The sequence below is a fragment of the Sanguibacter inulinus genome (genome assembly GCF_013415325.1).
Lineage (GTDB): Bacteria > Actinomycetota > Actinomycetes > Actinomycetales > Cellulomonadaceae > Sanguibacter > Sanguibacter inulinus.
The window spans coordinates 1-19,628 of record NZ_JACBYE010000045.1 but is presented as its reverse complement, the minus strand read 5'-3'; the positions used below and the strand labels follow the sequence as shown (position 1 = coordinate 19,628).

The window sequence follows — 19,628 nt, the reverse complement described above, 5'->3', positions numbered from 1 at the left end:
GGCACGGCGGCGCTCTCGGCGCCGACGGTGGGCTGGTTCTCGGGGGCTGCTGAAGTCACGCGCCCACGGTAGCCGACGCTGGTCAGCGCACCGGCGTCAGTCGACGAGCAGCGTCCCGTCCTCGGCGAGCGAGGCGACGACGCGGCGCTCCCAGGCCGCGTCGCGCTCGGGGAAGTCGGAGCGGAAGTGACCGCCGCGGCTCTCCTCGCGGCGTGCTGCCGTCGCGGTGAGGACCGTCGACACCTGGTGCACGTTGCTCGTCTCCCACTCGGCGGTCTGCGGCTGCGCGCTGAGGTCCCCGGCCACAGCCTCGGGAAGGTTCGCGTCGGTGCGGACCGAGGCCAGCTTCTCGGCGGCCACGGCGAGGCTCTCCGCCGAGCGGATCACGCCGCTGCCCGTCGAGGTGACCCGCTGGATCCGTGTCCGGCTCGCGGCCATGACGAGGCCCGTGGGCCCTGGGCGCGGGACCGGATCGAGCAGCGGCAGCTCGCCGGCTGCCATCCTGCTCGCGATGTCCTCGGCGGCGCGGTGCGCGAAGACCAGGCCCTCGAGCAGCGAGTTGGACGCGAGCCTGTTGGCGCCGTGCACGCCAGTGCAGGCGACCTCGCCGACGGCGTACAGGCCACGCACCGCCGAGCGACCGTCGAGGTTCGTGACCACACCCCCCGAGTGGTAGTGCTGGGCGGGCGCGACGGGGACGGGCTCTTCGGTGATGTCGAAGCCCTGCTCGAGCAGACGCTCGGTGATCGTCGGGAACCGGCGCCGCAAGAAGTCCGCACCGAGGTGGCGGGCGTCGAGCAGCACGTGGTCGGAGCCTGTCGCCGCCATCTGCCGGACGATGGCGTGGGCGACGACGTCGCGCGGCGCGAGCTCGGCCATGGGGTGGACCGCGGGCATGAACCTGTGACCGAAGACGTCGACCAGGTACGCACCCTCGCCGCGCACGGCCTCGGACACGAGCGTCAGCTGCCCCTTGGCGCCCGAGCCCAGCCAGAGCACCGTCGGGTGGAACTGCACGAACTCCATGTCGCCCAGCGTCGCGCCGGCGCGCAGGGCCGCTGCGGTGCCGTCGCCCGTGGCCTGCGGCGGGTTCGTCGAGGCCATGAAGGACTGCCCGATCCCTCCTGTCGCGAGCACGACGGCACGGCTGCGGACGGCGCCGACGCCGTCGCGGCTGCCCGCACCCTTGACGTGCAGGGTGACGCCGCAGACGGAGCGCCGCAGCCCGTCGGGGCTCGTCGGGGTGACAGGACCGGCGCTCGTCAGGAGGTCGATGACGAGGGCGTGCTCGATCACCTCGATGCCCGGGTCGTTGCGCACCGCCTCGAGCTGGGCCACGAGAGCGCGGGAGATCTCCGCACCCGTCGCGTCTCCGCCCGCGTGCGCGATGCGGTCGGCGTGGTGGCCGCCCTCGCGGGTCAGGGACATCTCGCCGCCGCCGTCGGTGTCGAAGAGCGCGCCGAGCGCCACGAGCTCGCGCACGCGCGCCGGACCCTCGGTGACGAGGACCTCGACGGCTGCGGGGTCGCAGACGCCTGCACCGGCCACCAGGGTGTCCTCGAGGTGTGCCGCCGGCGAGTCTCCGGGGGCGAGAGCCGCAGCGATGCCGCCCTGGGCCCAGACCGTCGAGCCCGACGACAGCGCGTCCTTGGTGACGAGCAGGACGCGCGGGACGCGGGTCCGCAGCTCGAGCGCTGCTGTCAGACCGGCGATGCCCGAGCCGACCACGACGACGTCCGCCTCGGTGGTCCACCCGGGGTCGGGGGCGGCGAGCGTCGTGAGGAGGGTGGTCACCCCTGCGCGCCGTGCGGCTGCTGGAACGGCGCGATCGCGAGCCCGCTCGGCTCGAGGTCGAAGCCTGCCGGGACCAGACCGGGCTCGTCGGAGACCTCGACGATCCGGTTGTCCTCGTCGACGAACACGACGTGCGGGAGGTAGTGCCGGGCCTCGGCGTCGGCGAGCATGCCGTACGCGATGATGATCACGGTGTCGCCGGGGTGCACGTGGTGGGCTGCGGCGCCGTTGATGCAGACCTGGCCGGAGCCCGGCTCGCCGGGGATGACGTAGGTGGTCAGGCGTGAGCCGTTGGTGACGTCGACGACGTCGACCTGCTGGCCCGGGTAGAGGTCGGCCGCCTCGAGCAGGAGGTTGTCGATCGTGATCGAGCCGACGTAGTGCAGGTCGGCCTGGGTCACCGTCGCGCGGTGGATCTTGCCGATCATCATCGGACGCTGCAGAGACGTCACGGGGTTCCTCCGGTGGTGCGGTGCTGGGTGGTGGTGCTGGCTGTGGTGGCGGGGCCGTCGGCGCCGGATCGGCCGGTGCCGGTTCGGCCGGTGCCGGCGCTGTCGGAGACCGCGCCGTCGAGCTCGACCGCCATGGTGTCGATGAGCCTCGTGGTGCCCACGCGAGCCGCGACGAGCAGCAGGGCGGGACCTGTGTGGTCCGGGGGCACGTCGTCCACGGTAGCGGGGTCGACGAGCACCAGGTAGTCGACGTCAACGCCCTCGGCAGCCCCGAGCATTCCCCGGGCCGTCTCGAGGACCTCGTCGGCCTGGGCGCCACGGAGCGCGGCGTCGCGGCCTGCGGCGAGCGACGAGGACAGCGCGAGCGCGCGGGACCGCTCCTCGGCCGAGAGGTAGGCGTTGCGCGAGGACAGCGCGAGGCCGTCGTCGTCGCGGACGATCGGCACACCGTGGATCGTCACAGGCACGTCGAGGTCGTGCACGAGCCTGCGGACGGCGAGCAGCTGCTGCGCGTCCTTCTCGCCGAAGACCGCGACATCGGGCGCGGTGAGGTGCAGCAGCTTGAGGACGACGGTCAGCACCCCGTCGAAGTGGCCGGGCCGGGACGCGCCCTCGAGGACCGTGCCGATGCGGCCGGCGGTGACGCTGACGATCGGGCGTCCGTCGGGGTACATCTCGTCGAGGGTCGGTGCGAAGACGACGTCGACGCCGACCGAGGTGAGCAGCGCGACGTCTGCGTCGAGGGTCCGGGGATAGCTGTCGAGGTCCTCCCCCGGGCCGAACTGCAGGGGGTTGACGAAGATCGTCACGACCACCTCGTCGGCGAGGCGCCGGGCCTCACGGACGAGCTCGAGGTGGCCCGCGTGCAGAGCACCCATCGTCATGACGACGGCGCGGCGGCGCGGTGGCGCGTCGGACGGACGGGCGAGCACCTGCGCGAGGTCCGCGCGGGTGGTGGTCACGACTGGCCTGGGATGGCCGCTGAGCATCAGTTCTCCTTCTGGGGGGCGTTCAGGACGTCGAGCAGGGACTGCGCCTGCCCGTCCTTGATCCGGCCTGCGGCGAGCGCACGCACGGTGGCTGCCCTGCTGAGGGCGCGATAGCTGTCGACGGTGTCGGTCGCGTCGCGGTGCGCGGCCAGGGACGCGAGCTCGGTGAGGTGCGTCTCGACGGTGCCCGCGTCACCGCGCACGACGGGCCCGGTGAGGGTCTGCACGGGGTCTCCCACGCCGTCCGCCGCACGCAGCGCGCCGTCGAGCGCGGCGTGCAGCAGCGGCGCGAGCGCGCGGCCCGGGTCGTCGATCCCGGCGACCTGGAGCGCCTGCGCCGCCTGCGCGACGAGCACCACGAGGTGGTTCGCGCCGTGCGCGAGGGCTGCGTGGTAGAGACCACGGTCTTCTTCGGCGATGACCACAGGCTCCCCGCCGATCTCCACGACGAGCGCGAGGCCGATCGGCTGGACGGGCCCCGGCGCCGTGACCGCGAAGGTCGTCCCCTCGAGCCTGCCGAGGTCGAGGGACGTCCCCGTGAAGGTCATCGCGGGGTGGATCGCCACGGGGATCGCGCCCTGGGCCCGGGCCGGCGCGAGCACGTCGGTGCCGTAGCGGCCTGAGGTGTGCACGACGATCTGGCCGGGCTGCCAGACCCCGAGGTCGGCCAGACCCGACACGAGCGGCCCGAGGGCGTCGTCCGGGACCGTGAGCAGCACGAGCTCGGAGCGTTCGACGACGTCACGGACGTCGAGGACCGGGACACCGGGCAGCATGGCCCCGGCTCGCTCGCGGGAGGCCTCGGAGATCGCCGACACACCGACGACGGCGTGGCCGACCGAGCGCAGCGCGTTGCCCAGCACGGCTCCCACCCGGCCTGCGCCGACGATCCCGACACCGAGCCGTCCGGGGCGCCGGGACCCTGTCGTCTCGCTCATCCGGCGGCCTGCATCCATCGCTCCGGTCCGGCCGACGTGCGGGCGGCACGGGCCCGCGACGCCTGGTCGGCGAGCAGGCGCGAGGCCTCGTCGTCGCCGAGGTGGACCACACGCGGACCGATGGGTCCGGGGGTCGAGTGCAGCACGAAGCTGGTCAGGCCGAGGCGACGCTGCAGCGGACCCTGGTCGAGGCCGAGGGACTGCGTGCGCTCGTGCGGGACGACCTCCGCCGTGCGGACGAGACGACCGCGTCGGATCAGGAGCGCGCGACCTGTCACCGCGTAGCCGTTGCGACGCCACGCGAGGGGGTCGAGCCAGCGCGCCCGTCGTGGGCTCGTGACGAAGCCGAGATCGTCCCCGGACCCGCTCAGCAGCGCGTCGAGCACGGCCGTCGGGTCGTCGGCGCCTAGGTCGGGGAGCACCAGCCACAGGGCACGCAGCGCGTCGTCGCGGCTGCCGACGGGCAGGAGCACGGCTCCGGCCTGCTCTCCGTCGGTCGACTCCGCGTAGCCGGCCACGTTGACCTCGACGCGCCACCAGCCGGCTGCGCGCCACAGCAGCCCCTGCTGGATGCGGATCGCCTGGACCCGCCCCGGAGGGATGGTCTGTGACCTCGTCTCGAGCAGCCCGTGCCGGAGCCGGATCCCGTCGGGCGAGATCGCCCCTGTGAAGCCGAAGCCGCCGGAGAAGCGCGAGAACACGTAGGCCCCGAGCCCGAAGACGATCGGCAGGACCGTGAACAGCGGGGCCACCTGACGGATGACGATCGCTGTCGTCACGGCGGCTACGACCCCCACGAGCAGGACGATCGTCGCGGCGTTGAGCAGCACAGACCCGACGAGCCGGCCCACGGGGACCTCGAGCACGGCGTTCTCCGGAGCCTCCTCGACGGGGTCTGTGCCGTCGGCGGTCTCGACCCCGGCCGCACGGGCGAGCAGCAGGTTGCGGAGCTGGTTCGCGTCCGCGTCCCGCAAGAACCCGAGACGAGCGCCCGAGTCGCCGCCCCCGGCCACGCTCAGCTTGAGCTCGGCCAGGCCGAAGAAGCGTGCAAGCAGAGGCTTGACGATGTCGACGGCCTGGAGCCTGTCGAGGCGGACCTTGCGCTGCTGCCTGAAGAGGATGCCGGAGTGCACGTAGACGGCGTCGCGGTCGTAGGCGTAGCGCGTCATGCGCCAGGACAACCAGGCCCAGACCCCGCCGACGAGCCCCACACCGAGGATCCCGAGCACGACGAAGCCCCAGTGGTCCGTCGCCAGGCTCATGTCGCCCTCGGGCATGCTCTCGATCGACTGCCGCCCGACCATGAACAAGATGACCGCGAGCACGGCCCAGCCGCGCACGAGCGGGGTGACAGGGTGCAGGCGCCGCCACTCGAGCTCGGCCGGCGGGACGGCGTCAGCGCCGGTCTCGACCGCGGGCTCGGTCTCTAGTGTGTCCGGGCGGTCGTCGGCGCTCGGTCCGACGCTGGTCACAGTCCCGCCAGCCGGGCCTCGCCGCGCGACGCCAGGCGGTCACGCAGGCGGGCGGCGTCGGCAGGCTGGAGGCCGTCGATCGTCGCGTCGGTGCCCGGGGACGCTGTGTGCAGCTGGACGGAGGAGATGTCGAGGCGACGGGCGAGCGGACCGGCTGTCACGTCGACGAACTGCATGCGCCCGTACGGGACCACGACGAGGCTGCGGAACATCACGCCCTTGCGGATGAGCAGGTCGTCGTCGCGCTCGGCGTAGCCGATCGCACGGACCTGGCGCGAGACGACGGCGGCCGACCATGCGACGACCACGGCGAGGACCGCGGCCGAGGCCCACAACCACGGGCCCGCCTGGGGCAGCAGGACAGCGAGCACCACGAGGGCGACCAGCGGCAGGCCGAGGAAGATCCCGAGCAGCACGAAGCGCGCCGTCGCGAGCCTGCTCGACACGCGCTGCCACTCGATGCCGTCGGGGTCGAAGGGCGAGACGCCCCGAGGTCCTGTCTGGTCAGTCATGGGCACCATCTTCTCGCATCTGCGTCGGCTCGCCGTCTCCCGGGGGCGGGAGCTCGCAGAACCGTTCGGCGACGAGCCCCGCGACGGCCAGGACGACGGCCGCGACCGCGGCTGCGCCAGCGCTCCAGGCTCGACCCTGCTGAGCCTCGACGTGCAGGTGCGGGAGGGTCAGCAGGGCTTGGCCTGCGTACCAGCCGGCCAGCAGCGCGCCGGTCAGCGACGACGCCTTGGCGAGCGCAGCGGTCCGCGCTGCCCGGATCGGGTCGAGCGAGGGACGTCGCCCGCGCAGGAACGAGCGGACCGCGCTCGCCGCCCACAGCACGAGCGCGGCCACCACCACGAGGACGGGGGCCACCACCCAGAGCACAGGGGCCAGATGGGTGCCGCGTGAGTCGAGGAGGCTGAGCACGCCCCAGGTCACAGCACCCGTGGCCGCGGCGACCAGGGCGAGAGTCGACGACCGGGTGCGCCCCATCAGACCGGGCGGTCCGGCGAGGCCGGGCTGTCGTCGTCCTGCAGCTCGGGGTGCTCGATCACGGGCGGCCCCCCGGGCCAGCCGAAGCCCTCGTCAGAAGTTCCGGCGAGACCATCCGTGGCGTGCTCGTGGTCGGCGCTGGCGGGATCGGGCTCGACGGCACCGGCGGTTGCTGCGGCCTCGGGCTGGTACCCCGTCTGACCGGCGTCCTCGCCGTCGGGCACCTGGTCGACCGCCTGGTCGGTCTCGGGCTGAGGGACCGAGACGACCTGCACGGCGGTCAGCGCCGGGGCGACGGTCGCGGGACGCCGCACCTGGGCTGCCGTGGGGACCTCGGCGTCGTGCAACCAGTCGAGGGCCAGCCAGCGGATCCCTTCGCGGTCGTGGGCCGTGGCGGCGAGGGCAGCGACAGGTCCACCACCCAGGCCGGGCAGGTGCGCATCGGGCGACAGGTGGGCCCAGGGCGCCAGCACGAAGGCGCGCTCGTTGGCGCGAGGGTGCGGGAGCTCGAGGTCCGGGGCAGACCCGATGACGTCGCCGTACACGACGATGTCGATGTCGAGGGTGCGCGGGCCCCAACGGACGTCACGGACCCGCCCGTTGCCGGCCTCGACCGACTGGCAGCCGAGCAGCAGCTCGCGCGGCGAGAGGGTGGTGCGGACGATCACGACGGTGTTGAGGAAGTCGGGCTGCTCGGGTCCACCGACGGCTGCGGTGCGGGCGAGCGGCCCGACCTCGACCACGTCGACCCCGGTGAGGGTCCCGAGCTCGGCGACGGCGCGACGCAGGGTGCCCTGGGCGTCGCCCAGGTTGGCGCCGAGCGCGAGCACGGCGTCGACAGGCTCGTCCGGCCGGGCGTCCATGCGGTCGAGCTGGAGCGGCATCTGGTGCGCGTCCTCGGGCTCGGACAGGTCGCCGAAGGGACCGGCGACAGTCTGGGTCCCGAGGCCGAGGCTCGGGACACCTGCCGGTGCGGAGGTCGCAGCACCGGTCTCGTCCGTCGGCAGGCCCTCGCCCGGGGTCGCCGTGACGACGGGGACCGGCGCCGTCGGGGTCGTCAGCTGGTCTACTGCCGACTCGTGGTCGACGGCGGGAGCCTCGGGCACAGACCCGCTGCCGGTGCGCTCGGGCTCGGACGCCTCAGCCGCGGGAGAGTCGTCAGCAGCGAGGTGACCGTCCTCGCCGTCGACGCTGTCGTCGTCTCCGGCGTCCTCGGTGTGGTCGAGGTGCTCGGTGTGCTCGGTCTGCTCGGTCTGCTCGGTGTGCTCGGTGTGCTCTGTGTGCTCTGTGTGCTCGTCGATGCTCGTCCGGTCCGAGCCGAGATCCTCGGACCAGGCCTCACCGGAGCCGGTCAGGGCCTCGTCGGTGTCGGCAGGGATCCCGTGAGTGTCGAGCGCACCGGTCTGCGCCTCGTCGGTTCTGTGCTCAGGTGTCCACCCGGGCACAGTCTGCTGCTCAGCCTCGGTCGGAACGACCGCGGTCGGCGGGGTGAACGGGGCCAGTGGCGCCAGGGCGAACTCCGGCACGTAGGGTGCGTCGTCCTCCGAGGCAGGAGACGTGACCTGCTCGGCGTGGTCGTCGTCAGGGGCGTAGACGTCGCCGTCACCGTCCTGCTCGACGACCGCCGCGCTCACGAGCTCGTCGCGGACCGGGGCCATGACCTGGGTCTCGTCGAGGCGTGCACTGTCTCCGGCCTCGGAGGGCGGGGTATCAGCATCCTCAGGCGCAGAGCCGACGGCCGTCTCCTCAGCCGCCGCACCCGAGTGCGGCGAGCCGTCGAGACCAGCGATGTGGTGAGCAGCGTCGTCGTGCTCAGCCTCGTCGTGCGCTGGCTGCTCGTGCGCAGTCTCGTCGTGCGCTGGCTGCTCGTGCGCAGTCTCGTCGTGCGCTGGCTGCTCGTGCGCTACCTGCTCGTACGCAGCCTCGTGGTGAACAGGCTCGCCGTGGGCGGTCTCGGCTTCTGTATCGTCCTCGTCCGCGGAGACGAGACCCGCAGCGTCGGTCGGAGCGCCGTGCTCGTGGTCAGTCTCGTCAGCTGCGTCGTCGCGGGCGCCGTCCTCGTCGCCCGGTGACGTCGGCACCACCTGGGTCGGCTCCACAGCCGAGCTCTCGTCGCGGCGCGACGCGACTGCGGCTGCATCTGCATCTGCATCTGCATCCGGAGCCTGCTCCGAGGCTGCGACCTCCGACGGCGCTGTGGCAGCAGTCGGGTTGAGCAGCTCTTCGAAGCTCAGCGGGGCGCGCTCACGGCTCGCGTTGAGCACCGCGGCGCTCGCCGCGGCGAAGAAGGCGGCACTCGGCTGACGCCCGCCAGGACGCTCGGTCGCTGTGGGCTCCTCACCCGTCGTGCCGACGGTTCGCCCGTCCACGGCGGGTGCATCACCGGCGGCTCGAGCGCTCTCGTCGGTCTCCAGGCCCTCGTGTGCTGGAGGGACCTCGGCCTCGTCCGGTGCAGCGGCCGACGAGGTGACGTCGACCGTCTCGTCCACGGCATCCTGTGCCGGCTCGGCGTCCTGGCCCGTCGACGTCCCGCGGACGTCGTCCTCAGGGTCGACGGCGGGGCTGACGCTCGGCTCAGACCTGTCGTGCACCTCGGTGCGCGGACGCAGACCGAAGACCTCAGGCCTGCGGACCTCCTCCGAGAGGCGTGCCTGCTCGGCGAGGGCTGCCTCGTCGAGGGGCGGGACGGCGGCGACCTCCGGCAGACCAGACGGTGCACCAGCACTCGCGGTGCCTGCAGGCGACGCAGGCGCAGAGTCCTCAGACGTCTCTTCACCCTCGTGGACCAGGTCGGACTCGAGGTGAAGCTCGGACTCGCCGTAGCTCGCGGGGTCGGCCTCGCGGGCGGCGACCGGAGCCGTGAGGACCCCGAGGGGCAGGTCGAGCGTCGGGTTGGCCGACGGCTGCGGCGCCTCGGCCTCGGGTGCGTGGTCGACCTCGTCGACCCGGAGCGCGACGGGCTCGAAGGCCTCGGGGAGATCGGCCGGGGCAGGCACGACGGCCGGCAGCGCCGTGAGCGCGACGGCAGGCTCCTCGACCCCGGCGGGGAGCCCCGGGACGGGCTGCGGCGCATCGCCCTCGACCGGCAGGGCCACGGGCTCAGCGGCACGGTCTACCAGCGGGATCTCGTCGAGTGCAGGGGCGACCGGCGACGCGACCACGGGCACGTTGAGCCTGTCGCGGTTGATCGTCACGGTCACGTCGGAGAAAGGCACGGGGATCGGGGCCTGCGGCTTGTGCACGGTGACGTCGACCGAGGCCACGAGCGGGCGGTCGAGGATCGCTGCGGCGATCTGCTCCGCGACGGTCTCGATGAGGTCGACCGGGGCACCGGTGAGGATGTCGACGACGTCCTGGGCGACGAGCGCGTAGTTCACGGTCTCGTCGAGGTCGTCGTCCCGCGCAGCCGCACGGGTGTCGAGGTAGAGGGTCACGTCGGCGCTGAAGTCCTGGCCCGCCTCGCGCTCGCTCTCGAGCACGCCGTGGAAGCCTCGTGCCGCGATCCCGAGGATCTGGATCTGGTCGAGCGGGAAGCCGCTCGCGTCCAGGACCGATCGTTGCACCAAGGTGCTCATGCGCTCTCCCCGTCCTTCGTCGTCCGTCGTGGTGCTGTCGTGTGGTCGTGCGGCGCCGCGGCGCCCGGAGCCTGGTCTACGGCGCCGCGCTCGTCGTCGAGCACGGTCCCGCCTCCAGGAAGATCTGGCCCGGGTGTCCCCGAGCGGTCCAGTGATCGTCCGGCACCGACCCATGCCTGGGCAACCCGGACGGCGTCTGCTGTGCTCTTCACCTCGTGGACGCGCACGCACCAGGCGCCCGCTGCGGCCGCGAGGGCGCTCACGGCGGCTGTCGCGTGGTCACGCTCGAGCGGAGCGACAGGCTCCCCGTCCGCGCCTGCGAGCAGGTGCCCGAGGAACCTCTTGCGCGAGGCTCCGACGAGCACTGGGAGACCGAGCGACGCGAGCTCGTCGAGCCCGGCGAGCAGCGGCCAGTTGGCCGACCCGGCCTTGGAGAAGCCGAGCCCGGGGTCGACGACGAGCTGCTCGCGGCGCACGCCTGCGGCGACGAGGGCGTCGACCCGCTCGGCGAGCTCGCGGCGGACGTCGAGGACCACGTCGTCGTAGTGCTCGAGGCTGTCCATGACGTCGGCGTGCCCACGCCAGTGCATGACGACGTAGACGACCCCGGTCCGTGCGACGACCTCAGCCATGGCGGGGTCGGCGAGGCCACCCGAGACGTCGTTGACGACGAGCGCACCCGCGGCGACGGCCTGCTCGGCGACGACGGCCCGGGTCGTGTCGACCGAGATGACGGCACCCTCGGCGGCGAGCGCGTGCACCACGGGCAGCACCCGCGCGAGCTCGTCCTCGACGCTCACCCGCGCCGACCCCGGACGCGTCGACTCACCGCCGACGTCGAGGACGTCGGCGCCCTCGGCCAGCAGCTCGCGTCCGTGACGGATCGCTGCCCCGGGCTCGAACCACTCGCCGCCGTCGGAGAACGAGTCAGGGGTCACGTTCACGACACCCATGACGAGGGTCCGGTCACGCCCTCGCAGGGACGCGGGCAGCGGCTCCGGACCCGGTAGGGCCGTGGAGCCGGCGTTCGTCGGCAGAGGCATGGCCTGGGCCGTCAGCGCCCGACGATGAGGCTCATGGCCTCAGCCCGGGTGGCGGCCTCGCGCATCTGGCCACGGACCGCAGAGGTGACGGTCCGCGAGCCAGGCTTGCGCACGCCGCGCATCGACATGCACAGGTGCTCGCACTCGATCACGACGATCACGCCGCGCGGCGCCAGGTGCTCGACGAGCGCGTCGGCGACCTGCGCGGTCAGACGTTCCTGGACCTGCGGGCGCTTGGCGAAGACGTCGACCAGGCGGGCCAGCTTGCTCAGCCCGGTGACCCGACCGTCGACCCCGGGGATGTAGCCGACGTGGGCGACCCCGTGGAAGGGCACCAGGTGGTGCTCGCAGGTGGAGTACACCTCGATGTCGCGCACGAGGATCATCTCTTCGTGGCCGATGTCGAAGACCGCGTTGAGCACGTCGGCCGGGTCCTGCCGGAGCCCTGCGAAGGTCTCGGCGTAGGCCCGGGCGACCCGGGCCGGGGTGTCCAGCAGGCCTTCACGGTCCGGGTCCTCGCCGACGGCGATCAAGAGCTCGCGGACCGCCGCGGCGGCGCGCGGGAGGTCGACCGGCGCGTGCTCGGCGTGCACGCCGCTCTCGTCCGTCACGTCGCTCATGCGCCCGTCTCGTCGCTCGCGCCGGGCTTGGCGAGGTCGACAGGTCCGACGGTCCCGCCCGGCGGGACCTCGCCCACGGCCTCGGCCGGGTGCTCGTCGCGGGCTGCGGCGGCCTCGTCCTCGGGGATCACCGGGGCGTCACCCTGGACGGCCTTCTCGGCCTCGGTGAGGACGGGTCCGCGGTCGGAGACGGCGCGCTGCTCGCTCGAGAGCCACACCTCGCGCGGCTCGCGCTTGACGACGGGCTCGAAGATGGCGGCGAGCTCGGCCTGGTTGAGCGTCTCCTTCTCGAGGAGCTCGAGGACCAGGTGGTCGAGCACGTCGCGGTACTCCACGAGGACGGACCACGCCTCGTCGTGCGCAGCCTCGACCAGGCGACGCACCTCGTGGTCGACGGTCCCGGCGACAGCCTCGGAGTAGTCGCGCTGGTGCCCCATGTCGCGGCCCATGAACGGCTCGCCGGCGCTCTGCCCGAGCTTGATCGCACCGAGGCGCTCGCTCATGCCGAACTCGGTGACCATCTTGCGGGCTGTGGCGCTCGCCTTCTCGATGTCGTTCGACGCACCCGTGGTCGGGTCGTGGAAGACGAGCTCTTCGGCGACGCGGCCACCCATCGCGTAGGCGAGCTGGTCGAGCAGCTCGTTGCGGGTGGTCGAGTACTTGTCCTCCGACGGCATGACCATCGTGTAGCCGAGGGCGCGGCCGCGCGGCAGGATCGTCACCTTGGTGACGGGGTCCGTGTAGCGCATCGCAGCGGCGACCAGGGCGTGACCACCCTCGTGGTACGCCGTGATCTTCTGCTCCTTGATGTTCATGATGCGGGTGCGCTTCTGCGGTCCCGCGATCACGCGGTCGATCGCCTCGTCGAGGGCGCGGTCGTCGATCAGCTGGGCTCCGCTGCGTGCTGTGAGCAGCGCGGCCTCGTTGAGGACGTTCGCGAGGTCGGCGCCCGAGAACCCGGGGGTCCGACGGGCGACGGCGCGCAGGTCGACGCCCTCGACGATCGGCTTGCCCTTGGCGTGCACGGCGAGGATGTCGGCGCGGCCCTGGAGGTCGGGGGCCTCGACGGCGATCTGCCTGTCGAAACGACCCGGCCGCAGCAGGGCGGGGTCGAGGATGTCCGGGCGGTTGGTCGCGGCGATGAGGATGACGTTCGCCTTGACGTCGAAACCGTCCATCTCGACGAGGAGCTGGTTGAGCGTCTGCTCGCGCTCGTCGTGGCCGCCGCCCATGCCGGCACCACGGTGCCGGCCGACGGCGTCGATCTCGTCGACGAAGATGATCGCCGGGGCGCTCTCCTTGGCCTGCGCGAACAGGTCGCGGACACGGGAGGCACCGACACCGACGAACATCTCGACGAAGTCCGATCCGGAGATCGAGTAGAACGGGACGCCGGCCTCGCCGGCGACGGCGCGGGCCAGCAGGGTCTTACCGGTCCCGGGAGGGCCGTAGAGCAGCACGCCCTTGGGGATCTTGGCACCGACGGCCTGGAACTTGGCGGGCTCTGAGAGGAACTCCTGGATCTCGCGGAGCTCTTCGACGGCCTCGTCAGCACCGGCCACGTCGGCGAAGGTCACCTGCGGGGTGTCCTTGGTCGCGAGCTTGGCCTTCGACTTGCCGAAGCCCATGACGCGCGAGCCGCCGCCCTGCATGCGCGAGAGGATGAAGTAGAAGATCACGCCGATGATGAGGAACGGGATGATGATCGAGAGCATCGACGAGAGGAAGCCGGCTCGGGCCACCTCGGAGTTGTAGCCCTTCTCGGGGTCGGCCTTGACGACAGCGTCGACGACCTGCTCGCCCTGGGGCTCGACGTAGTAGAACTCGACGCTCTTGCCCTTGTCGTCGCCGTCGACCGTGAAGGGCTCGGTCAGCGTCAGCCTGACGCGCTGGTCTCCGTCGACGACGAGGGCCTGCTCGACAGTGTCCCCCGCGAGGAGCGTGAGCCCGTCCGAGGTGTCGATCTTGGAGACCTTCTCACCGAACAGCGTGCTGAGGGCGAAGCCGACGATCACCAGACCGAGGACGATCCACAGGAACGGTCCGCTCACAATGCGTTTCATGTTCATCGACGACGGGGCACGCCCCGCATCCTTCCGCTCGCACACTGGTACGTCGTCGAAAATACACGGCGACCCTGAAGATTGACCCCTCCGACCAGGCCTGTTCGCCCAGGGCAGGACGATCGGGGCCGACCGGAGGGGTCAGGGGTGGTGCCTGCGCTGCTCGGCAGCGCTCGGCTCAGCTCTCGTAGACGTGCGGCGCGAGCGTGCCCACGAAGGGCAGCGTGCGGTACTTCTCGGCGTAGTCGAGGCCGTAGCCGACGACGAACTCGTTGGGGATGTCGAAGCCCACGTAGCGGACGTCGACCTCGACCTTGGCGGCGTCGGGCTTGCGCAGCATCGCGGCGACCTCGACCGACGCAGGCCCCCGGCTGCGCAGGTTGGAGATCAGCCAGGACAGCGTCAGGCCGGAGTCGATGATGTCTTCGACGATGAGGACGTGGCGGCCGGAGAGGTCGGCGTCGAGGTCCTTGAGGATGCGCACGACACCCGAGGACTTGGTGCCGGAGCCGTAGGACGACACGGCCATCCAGTCCATCTCGACACCCTGGTGCTCGATGCGGCGCGAGAGGTCGGCCATCACCATGACGGCGCCCTTGAGGACCCCGACGAGCAGGAGGTCCTTGCCTGCGTAGTCGGCGTCGATGCGCAGCGCGAGCTCGTCGAGCTTCGCAGCGATCTCCTCCTCGCTCAGCAGGATGTGATGGATGTCGCCAGCCTGGGCAGATCCCACGGGGAGGGCTCCTTGAGTCAGTGGTGGGGGGGTTCGAGGACAAGCCTGCCACACACCCTGGTGGCCGTGACGCCCCCCGGCAGGTGGAGAGGGCCCTGCCCGCGCCAGCGCGTCAGGAGCCCGTCGAGGCTCAGCACGTGCTCCCGACCGAGGGCTCCCGCCGGGCACCCTGCGGCGAGCGCCGCCAGGCGCAGCGCCCGGGTCCGCAGCGCCGGGAGCGCGGCCTCGAGGACCGCGACGTCGAGGAGCACGCGGCCCGGACCGTCCTCGTCGACGAGCGCCGCGGACAGCAGATCTCGGGCCAGGGCCGACAGCGCGGCGTCGTCGTCGTGCAGCTGGTCGGCCGTGCGGACGAGGGCGTCCACGACGCCAGGTCCGAGCACGTCGTCGAGCAGCGGCAGGACCGTGGCCCGCACCCTCGACCGCAGCGGGGCGTCAGGACCGTCCCCGGCGTTGGTCGGGTCGGTCCACCAGTCGACCCCGGCTGCGCTGCAGACTTCTTCGGTCTCGGAGCGCCGCAGGGCGAGCAGCGGTCTGCGCAGGCGCCCGACCTCGGCGCGCATGCCCGAGAGCGACCGCGCCCCGGACCCGCGGGCCAGCCCGAGCAGCACAGACTCCGCCTGGTCGTCCGCGGTGTGGCCGAGCAGGACGGCGACGGCCCCCCTCTGGTCGGCAGCCTCCCCCAGCGCCGCGTAGCGGGCGTCGCGGGCCGCACCCTCGGGTCCGCCGGACCCCGGGCCCCGGGCCACCTGGACGGTGCGTACCTCGACGGGGTCGAGCCCGAGCGCGCGGCAGCGGGCGGCGGCGTCCGCTGCCACCTGGTCGCTGCCGTCCTGGAGCCGGTGGTCGACCACGACGGCCCCGGCGCGCAGACCGAGCCGCGGCGCGACGAAGGCTGTCGTGGCGGCCAGCGCGAGCGAGTCGGCGCCGCCCGAGCACGCGACCAGCACCAGGGCACCCGGGTGCTCGACGGCCAGCGGCGCGAGAGCTGCACGCACGTGCAGCCGCGCGAGGGCGACGGCCCGTGGCGGTCCGCTCACCCGAGGGCGCCTGGCTCAGCCGTGCACACGACGGACCCACGCGACGGGGTCGGCGATCTCGCGCGGGGAGGGCAGGGCGTCGGGTCCGCTCCAGACGGCGTTGACACCGTCGGTCCCGACGACGCGCGTGACGCCCCGGACGAAGGCCGCGCCGTCGCGGTACTGCGCCATCTTCGCGTCCATGCCGAGGAGCCTGCGCAGGACCCGGTCAGGTGTGCTGGTGCCGCCGGCCGAGCGGCGGGCGCTGAACTTCCGGCGGATGCTGCGGACCGTGGGCACGACCGAGCTGCCGACGGCGTCCATGGCCACGTCGGCGTGCCCCTCGAGCAGAGCCATGACGGCGCCGACCTCGTCGAGGGCCTGGCGCTGCGTGGGGGTCAGCACGCCGTCGACGAGAGACAGCGTCTGCCCGTCGGGCCCCGTCGTGCCCCGCACGGCCGAGACGACCGCGCGTGCCGCGCCGAGGAGTCGGGCGGGTGCCTGCCGGAGGTCGCTCGTGCTGGTGCTGAGGTCCGCGAGGAGCGTCTGCGTCTTCGCGCGGAGGTGGTCGGCGATCCACGGCGCAGCCGCGGTCTGGAGGGCGTGCGTCTGCTCGTGCAGGCACACCCAGAGCCTGAAGTCCTCGGGGCGCACGCGCAGGTCCCGCTCGGTCTGGAGCACGTTCGGTGCGACCAGCAGCAGGTTGCCGTCGGCAGGGCCGAAGGGGTCGAACTGGCCGAGGATCTTGGTCGAGAGCAGCGCGAGGGTCGCGCCGACCTCGGCACTCGCGAGGAGCTCGGCGGCGAGCGGGACGGTCCGGGTCGGCAGGCGCAGCGCACCGGCGGTCATCGACTGCATCGAGCGGGCGCTCGCCCGGGCCCATCCCGGCCTGTCGAGGACGAGGACCCCGGAGAGCCCGGTCGCGGAGAGGTCGCGACCATCGGCCGCGGTCATCCGGGTGATCTCCAGGACCGGGTCGACGGCCCGGGCCGCGGCCCCGCGCAGCGACGCGACGAGGGCCTCGAGATCGTCCCGGCTCGCGACAGGTCCGGGGCTCGCGAGCCTGCCGGCGATCTGGGCAGCGTCCTCCCAGTCGACGAGCTCGCGGGCCTGCCTCCCAGGCTGCTGGTCCTGCTGGCTCATCGGCAGCCGCAGTCCGTCAGTGCAGCCACGAAGCCGTCGATCGCGGCCCGGGCGTCCCACTGCCCGGGTCCGGGGGCCTGGTCGGCCATGACGACGAACAACAGCTCGCGACCGTCGTCCGTGAGCAGGTTCCCGGCGAGGGAGGTGACCCCGGGGAGGCTGCCGGTCTTGGCCCGCACGAGCCCTGCGGCGTCGGTCGCCACGAAGCGGTCGCTCAGCGTCCCGTCGAGCGCGGCGACGGGCATGCCCGTCATGACGGTCCGCAGCTCGGGGTGCGACGGGCTCGACATCACGGCGAGGAGCTCTGCCAGCGTCGTCGCCGAGGCCCTGGACCCGTCACCGAGCCCGCTCGCGTCGGCGAGCGTGAGGCCCTCGGTGTCGACCCCCAGCCTGTCGAGCTGCTGGGCGACGGCCTGGGTCGCGCCCCCGAAGGACGCCGGGAGACCGGCCTCGATCGCGACGAGCCGGCCGACCACCTCGGTGATGGTGTTGTCCGAGGTGTGCAAGAAGTACTCGACCACCTGGCCGAGGGGTGCGGAGTCGACCGATCCGAGGACGGTGTCGCCAGCCCCCGACGTCCCACGGGTCGGCTCGCCCTCGACCGTGACGCCGTGCTGGCCGAGGGCCGCGGCGAAGGTGCGTGCGGCGGCCATGGCCGGGTCGTCGGTCCGCGGCGCGTACTCCCCCGCGCTGAGCCGCCCGGTGTCCACGGCGACGGCGGCGACCGGTGCCGCGAAGCCCAGGCCCGGGATGTCGTCGGCCCAGGGGCCCGTCGCCGATCCCGTGAAGAGCGAGTCGTCGAGCGTGAGCTGGACCGTCGTGCCGCCGGTGAGCCTGAGGGTCTCGGCGACCTGCGCCGCGAGGTCGTCGAGCCCGGCACGCCCGTTGACGGCTGCGGGGTCGCCCGCACCGGCAGCGAGCATCATGTCTCCGCCGCCGACCAGCGTGAGCCGCCCTGACGCAGCCTGCGTCACCGTGGTGGTCAGGACTGAGTCGGGGTCGAGGGTGCTCAGCGCCGCGGCGGCCGTGAAGAGCTTCTGGATCGACGCCGGGACCCGTGGCGTGCCCGGGGTCGAGGAGGCGAGGACCTCGCCGGTCAGCGCGTCCGAGACGACGACCCCGACAGAGGGACCGAGGCGAGGGTCTGCCACGACGGCGTCGACGGCTGCCTGCAGCGCCGCGGCCCCGGGCGTCGGCGCGGCAGGGTCGAGGGTGCTGACCACGCTCGTGGGCGCAGCACCGAGGGTGGCTCCCGGGGCTGTCGGGAACGGGGCCGGCGGGGCGGGCTCTGGGCCGATCGTGAGGATGCCGGGGACGAAGTCGTGGATGTCGGCCCAGGCATACCCACCCGTGACGACGAGGGCTGCCGCGACAGTCCCCGTGACTACTCGGGCCATCAGCGCCATGCTCGTCGTGTCCTCTGGTCGGTCTCGCGGCTGCCGGCGTCCCGCACTCGCTCGCGTGGGCGCCGTGGCGTGCTCTCGCGCACACCGTGCGGTCAGACTAGGTCACTCAGGGCACCTCGGGCGATCTCCCACCCCGATCCGACAGGTTGTCGTCTACCCTGGCGAGTGGACACACCGACCGTCGGCCTGTCGACAGGCCGCATCACGACCGCACTCCCCGGCGCACCGTCTGCCACGGGAACGGTGCTACTGGAGGAAAGAACAGTGGAGTTCGACGTCACGATCGAGATCCCCAAGGGTCAGCGCAACAAGTACGAGGTCGACCACCAGACCGGTCGCATCCGTCTGGACCGCATGCTCTTCACCTCTACGCGGTACCCGGACGACTACGGGTTCATCGAGGGCACGCTCGGCGAGGACGGCGACCCGCTCGACGCGCTCGTCCTGCTCGAGGAGCCGACCTTCCCCGGTTGCCTGATCCGCTGCCGCGCGCTCGGCATGTTCCGCATGCGCGACGAGGCCGGCGGCGACGACAAGGTCCTCTGCGTGCCGACGGGCGACCAGCGCGCCGCGTGGCGCCAGGACATCGACGACGTCTCGGACTTCCACCGTCTCGAGGTCCAGCACTTCTTCGAGGTCTACAAGGACCTCGAGCCGGGCAAGTCCGTCGAGGGCGCCCACTGGACCGGCAAGGCCGAGGCCGAGGCAGAGATCGAGCGCTCCTTCCAGCGGGCCAAGGACGCGGGCTACTACAACCACTGAGGCCGCCGCGGGCCGGTGACCCCGGCTCGCGCAGCACCAGAGCACAGCAGGTACGACACGCAGCAGGTACGACGAAGGGCGGCTCCCGCGGGAGCCGCCCTTCGTCGTACCTGCTGTGCTGGGCAGATGCCCGCAGATGCCTGCAGAGGCCCGGATCGGTCAGGGGCGACCGGCGACGGGGACGAGCGTCTTGTTCCAGCGCATGTGCGTCACGCGGGAGGGGACGCCGGGCTCGGCGGCCTCGACGATCTGGCCGTTGCCGGCGTACATGGCCACGTGGAAGATGGTCGACGGGTCGTTGGGGTTCGAGGCCCAGAAGACCAGGTCGCCCGGACGCATGGCGTCGAGGCTCACCTTGGCCGACTGCGTGTACTGGTCGCGCGAGGTCCGGCGGATCGAGAGACCGGCGTTGCCCCAGGCCTTCGAGGTGAGGCCCGAGCAGTCGTAGGCGCTCGGTCCGTTGGCACCCCAGACGTAGGGCAGACCGGTCTGGGTCTTCGCCCAGTCGACGGCCGCCTGGCCCTGCGCGGCGCTGCCGCGCCAGCTGCCACCTGTCGACGGCGGCGGCGTGACGGGGGGCTTGACCACGGGCGGGGTCACGACAGGAGGCGTCACGACGGGCGGGGTGACGA

The 19,628-nt window shown here is 72.7% G+C and carries 17 protein-coding genes; 1 reads left to right on the top strand and 16 read right to left on the bottom strand.

Annotated elements, in window-relative coordinates; translation table 11 throughout:
• Positions 1–96 precede the first annotated feature (96 nt).
• From HZZ10_RS15020 to dacB, 15 genes are all read right to left on the bottom strand, one after another.
• On the bottom strand, positions 97–1,794 hold the full coding sequence (locus tag HZZ10_RS15020) for an L-aspartate oxidase (RefSeq protein WP_179914118.1): 1,698 nt from the start codon (positions 1,792–1,794) through the stop codon (positions 97–99).
• Complete coding sequence (gene panD / locus HZZ10_RS15015) at positions 1,791–2,246, bottom strand: aspartate 1-decarboxylase (protein ID WP_056128043.1); 456 nt, start codon at positions 2,244–2,246, stop codon at positions 1,791–1,793. The genes HZZ10_RS15020 and panD overlap by 4 nt, the downstream gene beginning before the upstream one ends.
• Positions 2,243–3,235 carry a pantoate--beta-alanine ligase gene (gene panC / locus HZZ10_RS15010; RefSeq protein WP_179914117.1) on the bottom strand — a complete coding sequence of 331 codons (993 nt, stop codon included), beginning with the start codon at positions 3,233–3,235 and terminating at the stop codon, positions 2,243–2,245. The genes panD and panC overlap by 4 nt, the downstream gene beginning before the upstream one ends.
• Positions 3,235–4,173 carry a Rossmann-like and DUF2520 domain-containing protein gene (locus HZZ10_RS15005; RefSeq protein WP_056128038.1) on the bottom strand — a complete coding sequence of 313 codons (939 nt, stop codon included), beginning with the start codon at positions 4,171–4,173 and terminating at the stop codon, positions 3,235–3,237. Before HZZ10_RS15005 ends, panC begins: the two co-directional genes overlap by 1 nt.
• The gene (locus HZZ10_RS15000) at positions 4,170–5,645 is read right to left on the bottom strand and encodes a PH domain-containing protein (RefSeq protein ID WP_179914116.1); all 1,476 of its coding nucleotides are present in this window, start codon (positions 5,643–5,645) and stop codon (positions 4,170–4,172) included. Before HZZ10_RS15000 ends, HZZ10_RS15005 begins: the two co-directional genes overlap by 4 nt.
• Positions 5,642–6,166, bottom strand: a complete 525-nt coding sequence (locus HZZ10_RS14995; protein ID WP_082543729.1) for a PH domain-containing protein — start codon at positions 6,164–6,166, stop codon at positions 5,642–5,644. The genes HZZ10_RS15000 and HZZ10_RS14995 overlap by 4 nt, the downstream gene beginning before the upstream one ends.
• On the bottom strand, positions 6,150–6,632 hold the full coding sequence (locus tag HZZ10_RS14990; RefSeq protein ID WP_179914115.1) for a DUF3180 domain-containing protein: 483 nt from the start codon (positions 6,630–6,632) through the stop codon (positions 6,150–6,152). Before HZZ10_RS14990 ends, HZZ10_RS14995 begins: the two co-directional genes overlap by 17 nt.
• Positions 6,632–10,207, bottom strand: coding sequence for a 2-amino-4-hydroxy-6-hydroxymethyldihydropteridine diphosphokinase (folK, locus tag HZZ10_RS19650; protein WP_228087652.1), 3,576 nt, complete (start codon positions 10,205–10,207; stop codon positions 6,632–6,634). The genes HZZ10_RS14990 and folK overlap by 1 nt, the downstream gene beginning before the upstream one ends.
• Positions 10,204–11,250 carry a dihydropteroate synthase gene (gene folP / locus HZZ10_RS14975; protein WP_056128022.1) on the bottom strand — a complete coding sequence of 349 codons (1,047 nt, stop codon included), beginning with the start codon at positions 11,248–11,250 and terminating at the stop codon, positions 10,204–10,206. The genes folK and folP overlap by 4 nt, the downstream gene beginning before the upstream one ends.
• A gap of 11 nt (positions 11,251–11,261) precedes the next feature.
• On the bottom strand, positions 11,262–11,870 hold the full coding sequence (gene folE, locus HZZ10_RS14970) for a GTP cyclohydrolase I FolE (RefSeq protein ID WP_179914114.1): 609 nt from the start codon (positions 11,868–11,870) through the stop codon (positions 11,262–11,264).
• Positions 11,867–13,939: an ATP-dependent zinc metalloprotease FtsH gene (gene ftsH / locus HZZ10_RS14965; RefSeq protein WP_179914113.1), complete on the bottom strand. Its 2,073-nt coding sequence runs from the start codon at positions 13,937–13,939 to the stop codon at positions 11,867–11,869. Before ftsH ends, folE begins: the two co-directional genes overlap by 4 nt.
• A gap of 172 nt (positions 13,940–14,111) precedes the next feature.
• Positions 14,112–14,666 carry a hypoxanthine phosphoribosyltransferase gene (gene hpt / locus HZZ10_RS14960; protein ID WP_012868174.1) on the bottom strand — a complete coding sequence of 185 codons (555 nt, stop codon included), beginning with the start codon at positions 14,664–14,666 and terminating at the stop codon, positions 14,112–14,114.
• A 17-nt stretch (positions 14,667–14,683) separates the two neighbouring features.
• Complete coding sequence (tilS, locus tag HZZ10_RS14955; RefSeq protein WP_179914112.1) at positions 14,684–15,706, bottom strand: tRNA lysidine(34) synthetase TilS; 1,023 nt, start codon at positions 15,704–15,706, stop codon at positions 14,684–14,686.
• Between the two features lie 15 nt (positions 15,707–15,721).
• Positions 15,722–16,828, bottom strand: a complete 1,107-nt coding sequence (locus tag HZZ10_RS14950; protein ID WP_179914111.1) for an Rv3626c family coenzyme F420 biosynthesis-associated protein — start codon at positions 16,826–16,828, stop codon at positions 15,722–15,724.
• A complete protein-coding gene (gene dacB, locus HZZ10_RS14945; protein ID WP_228087649.1) occupies positions 16,825–18,225 on the bottom strand; it encodes a D-alanyl-D-alanine carboxypeptidase/D-alanyl-D-alanine endopeptidase in 1,401 nt (466 codons plus the stop codon). Before dacB ends, HZZ10_RS14950 begins: the two co-directional genes overlap by 4 nt.
• A 273-nt stretch (positions 18,226–18,498) precedes the next feature.
• Between dacB and HZZ10_RS14940 the strand changes: the two genes are divergently transcribed.
• Positions 18,499–18,996, top strand: a complete 498-nt coding sequence (locus HZZ10_RS14940) for an inorganic diphosphatase (protein WP_179914109.1) — start codon at positions 18,499–18,501, stop codon at positions 18,994–18,996.
• 159 nt (positions 18,997–19,155) lie between these two features.
• Here the strand turns inward: HZZ10_RS14940 and HZZ10_RS14935 are convergent.
• The coding region (locus tag HZZ10_RS14935) for a C40 family peptidase (RefSeq protein ID WP_179914108.1) at positions 19,156–19,628 on the bottom strand (473 nt) is incomplete at its 5' end.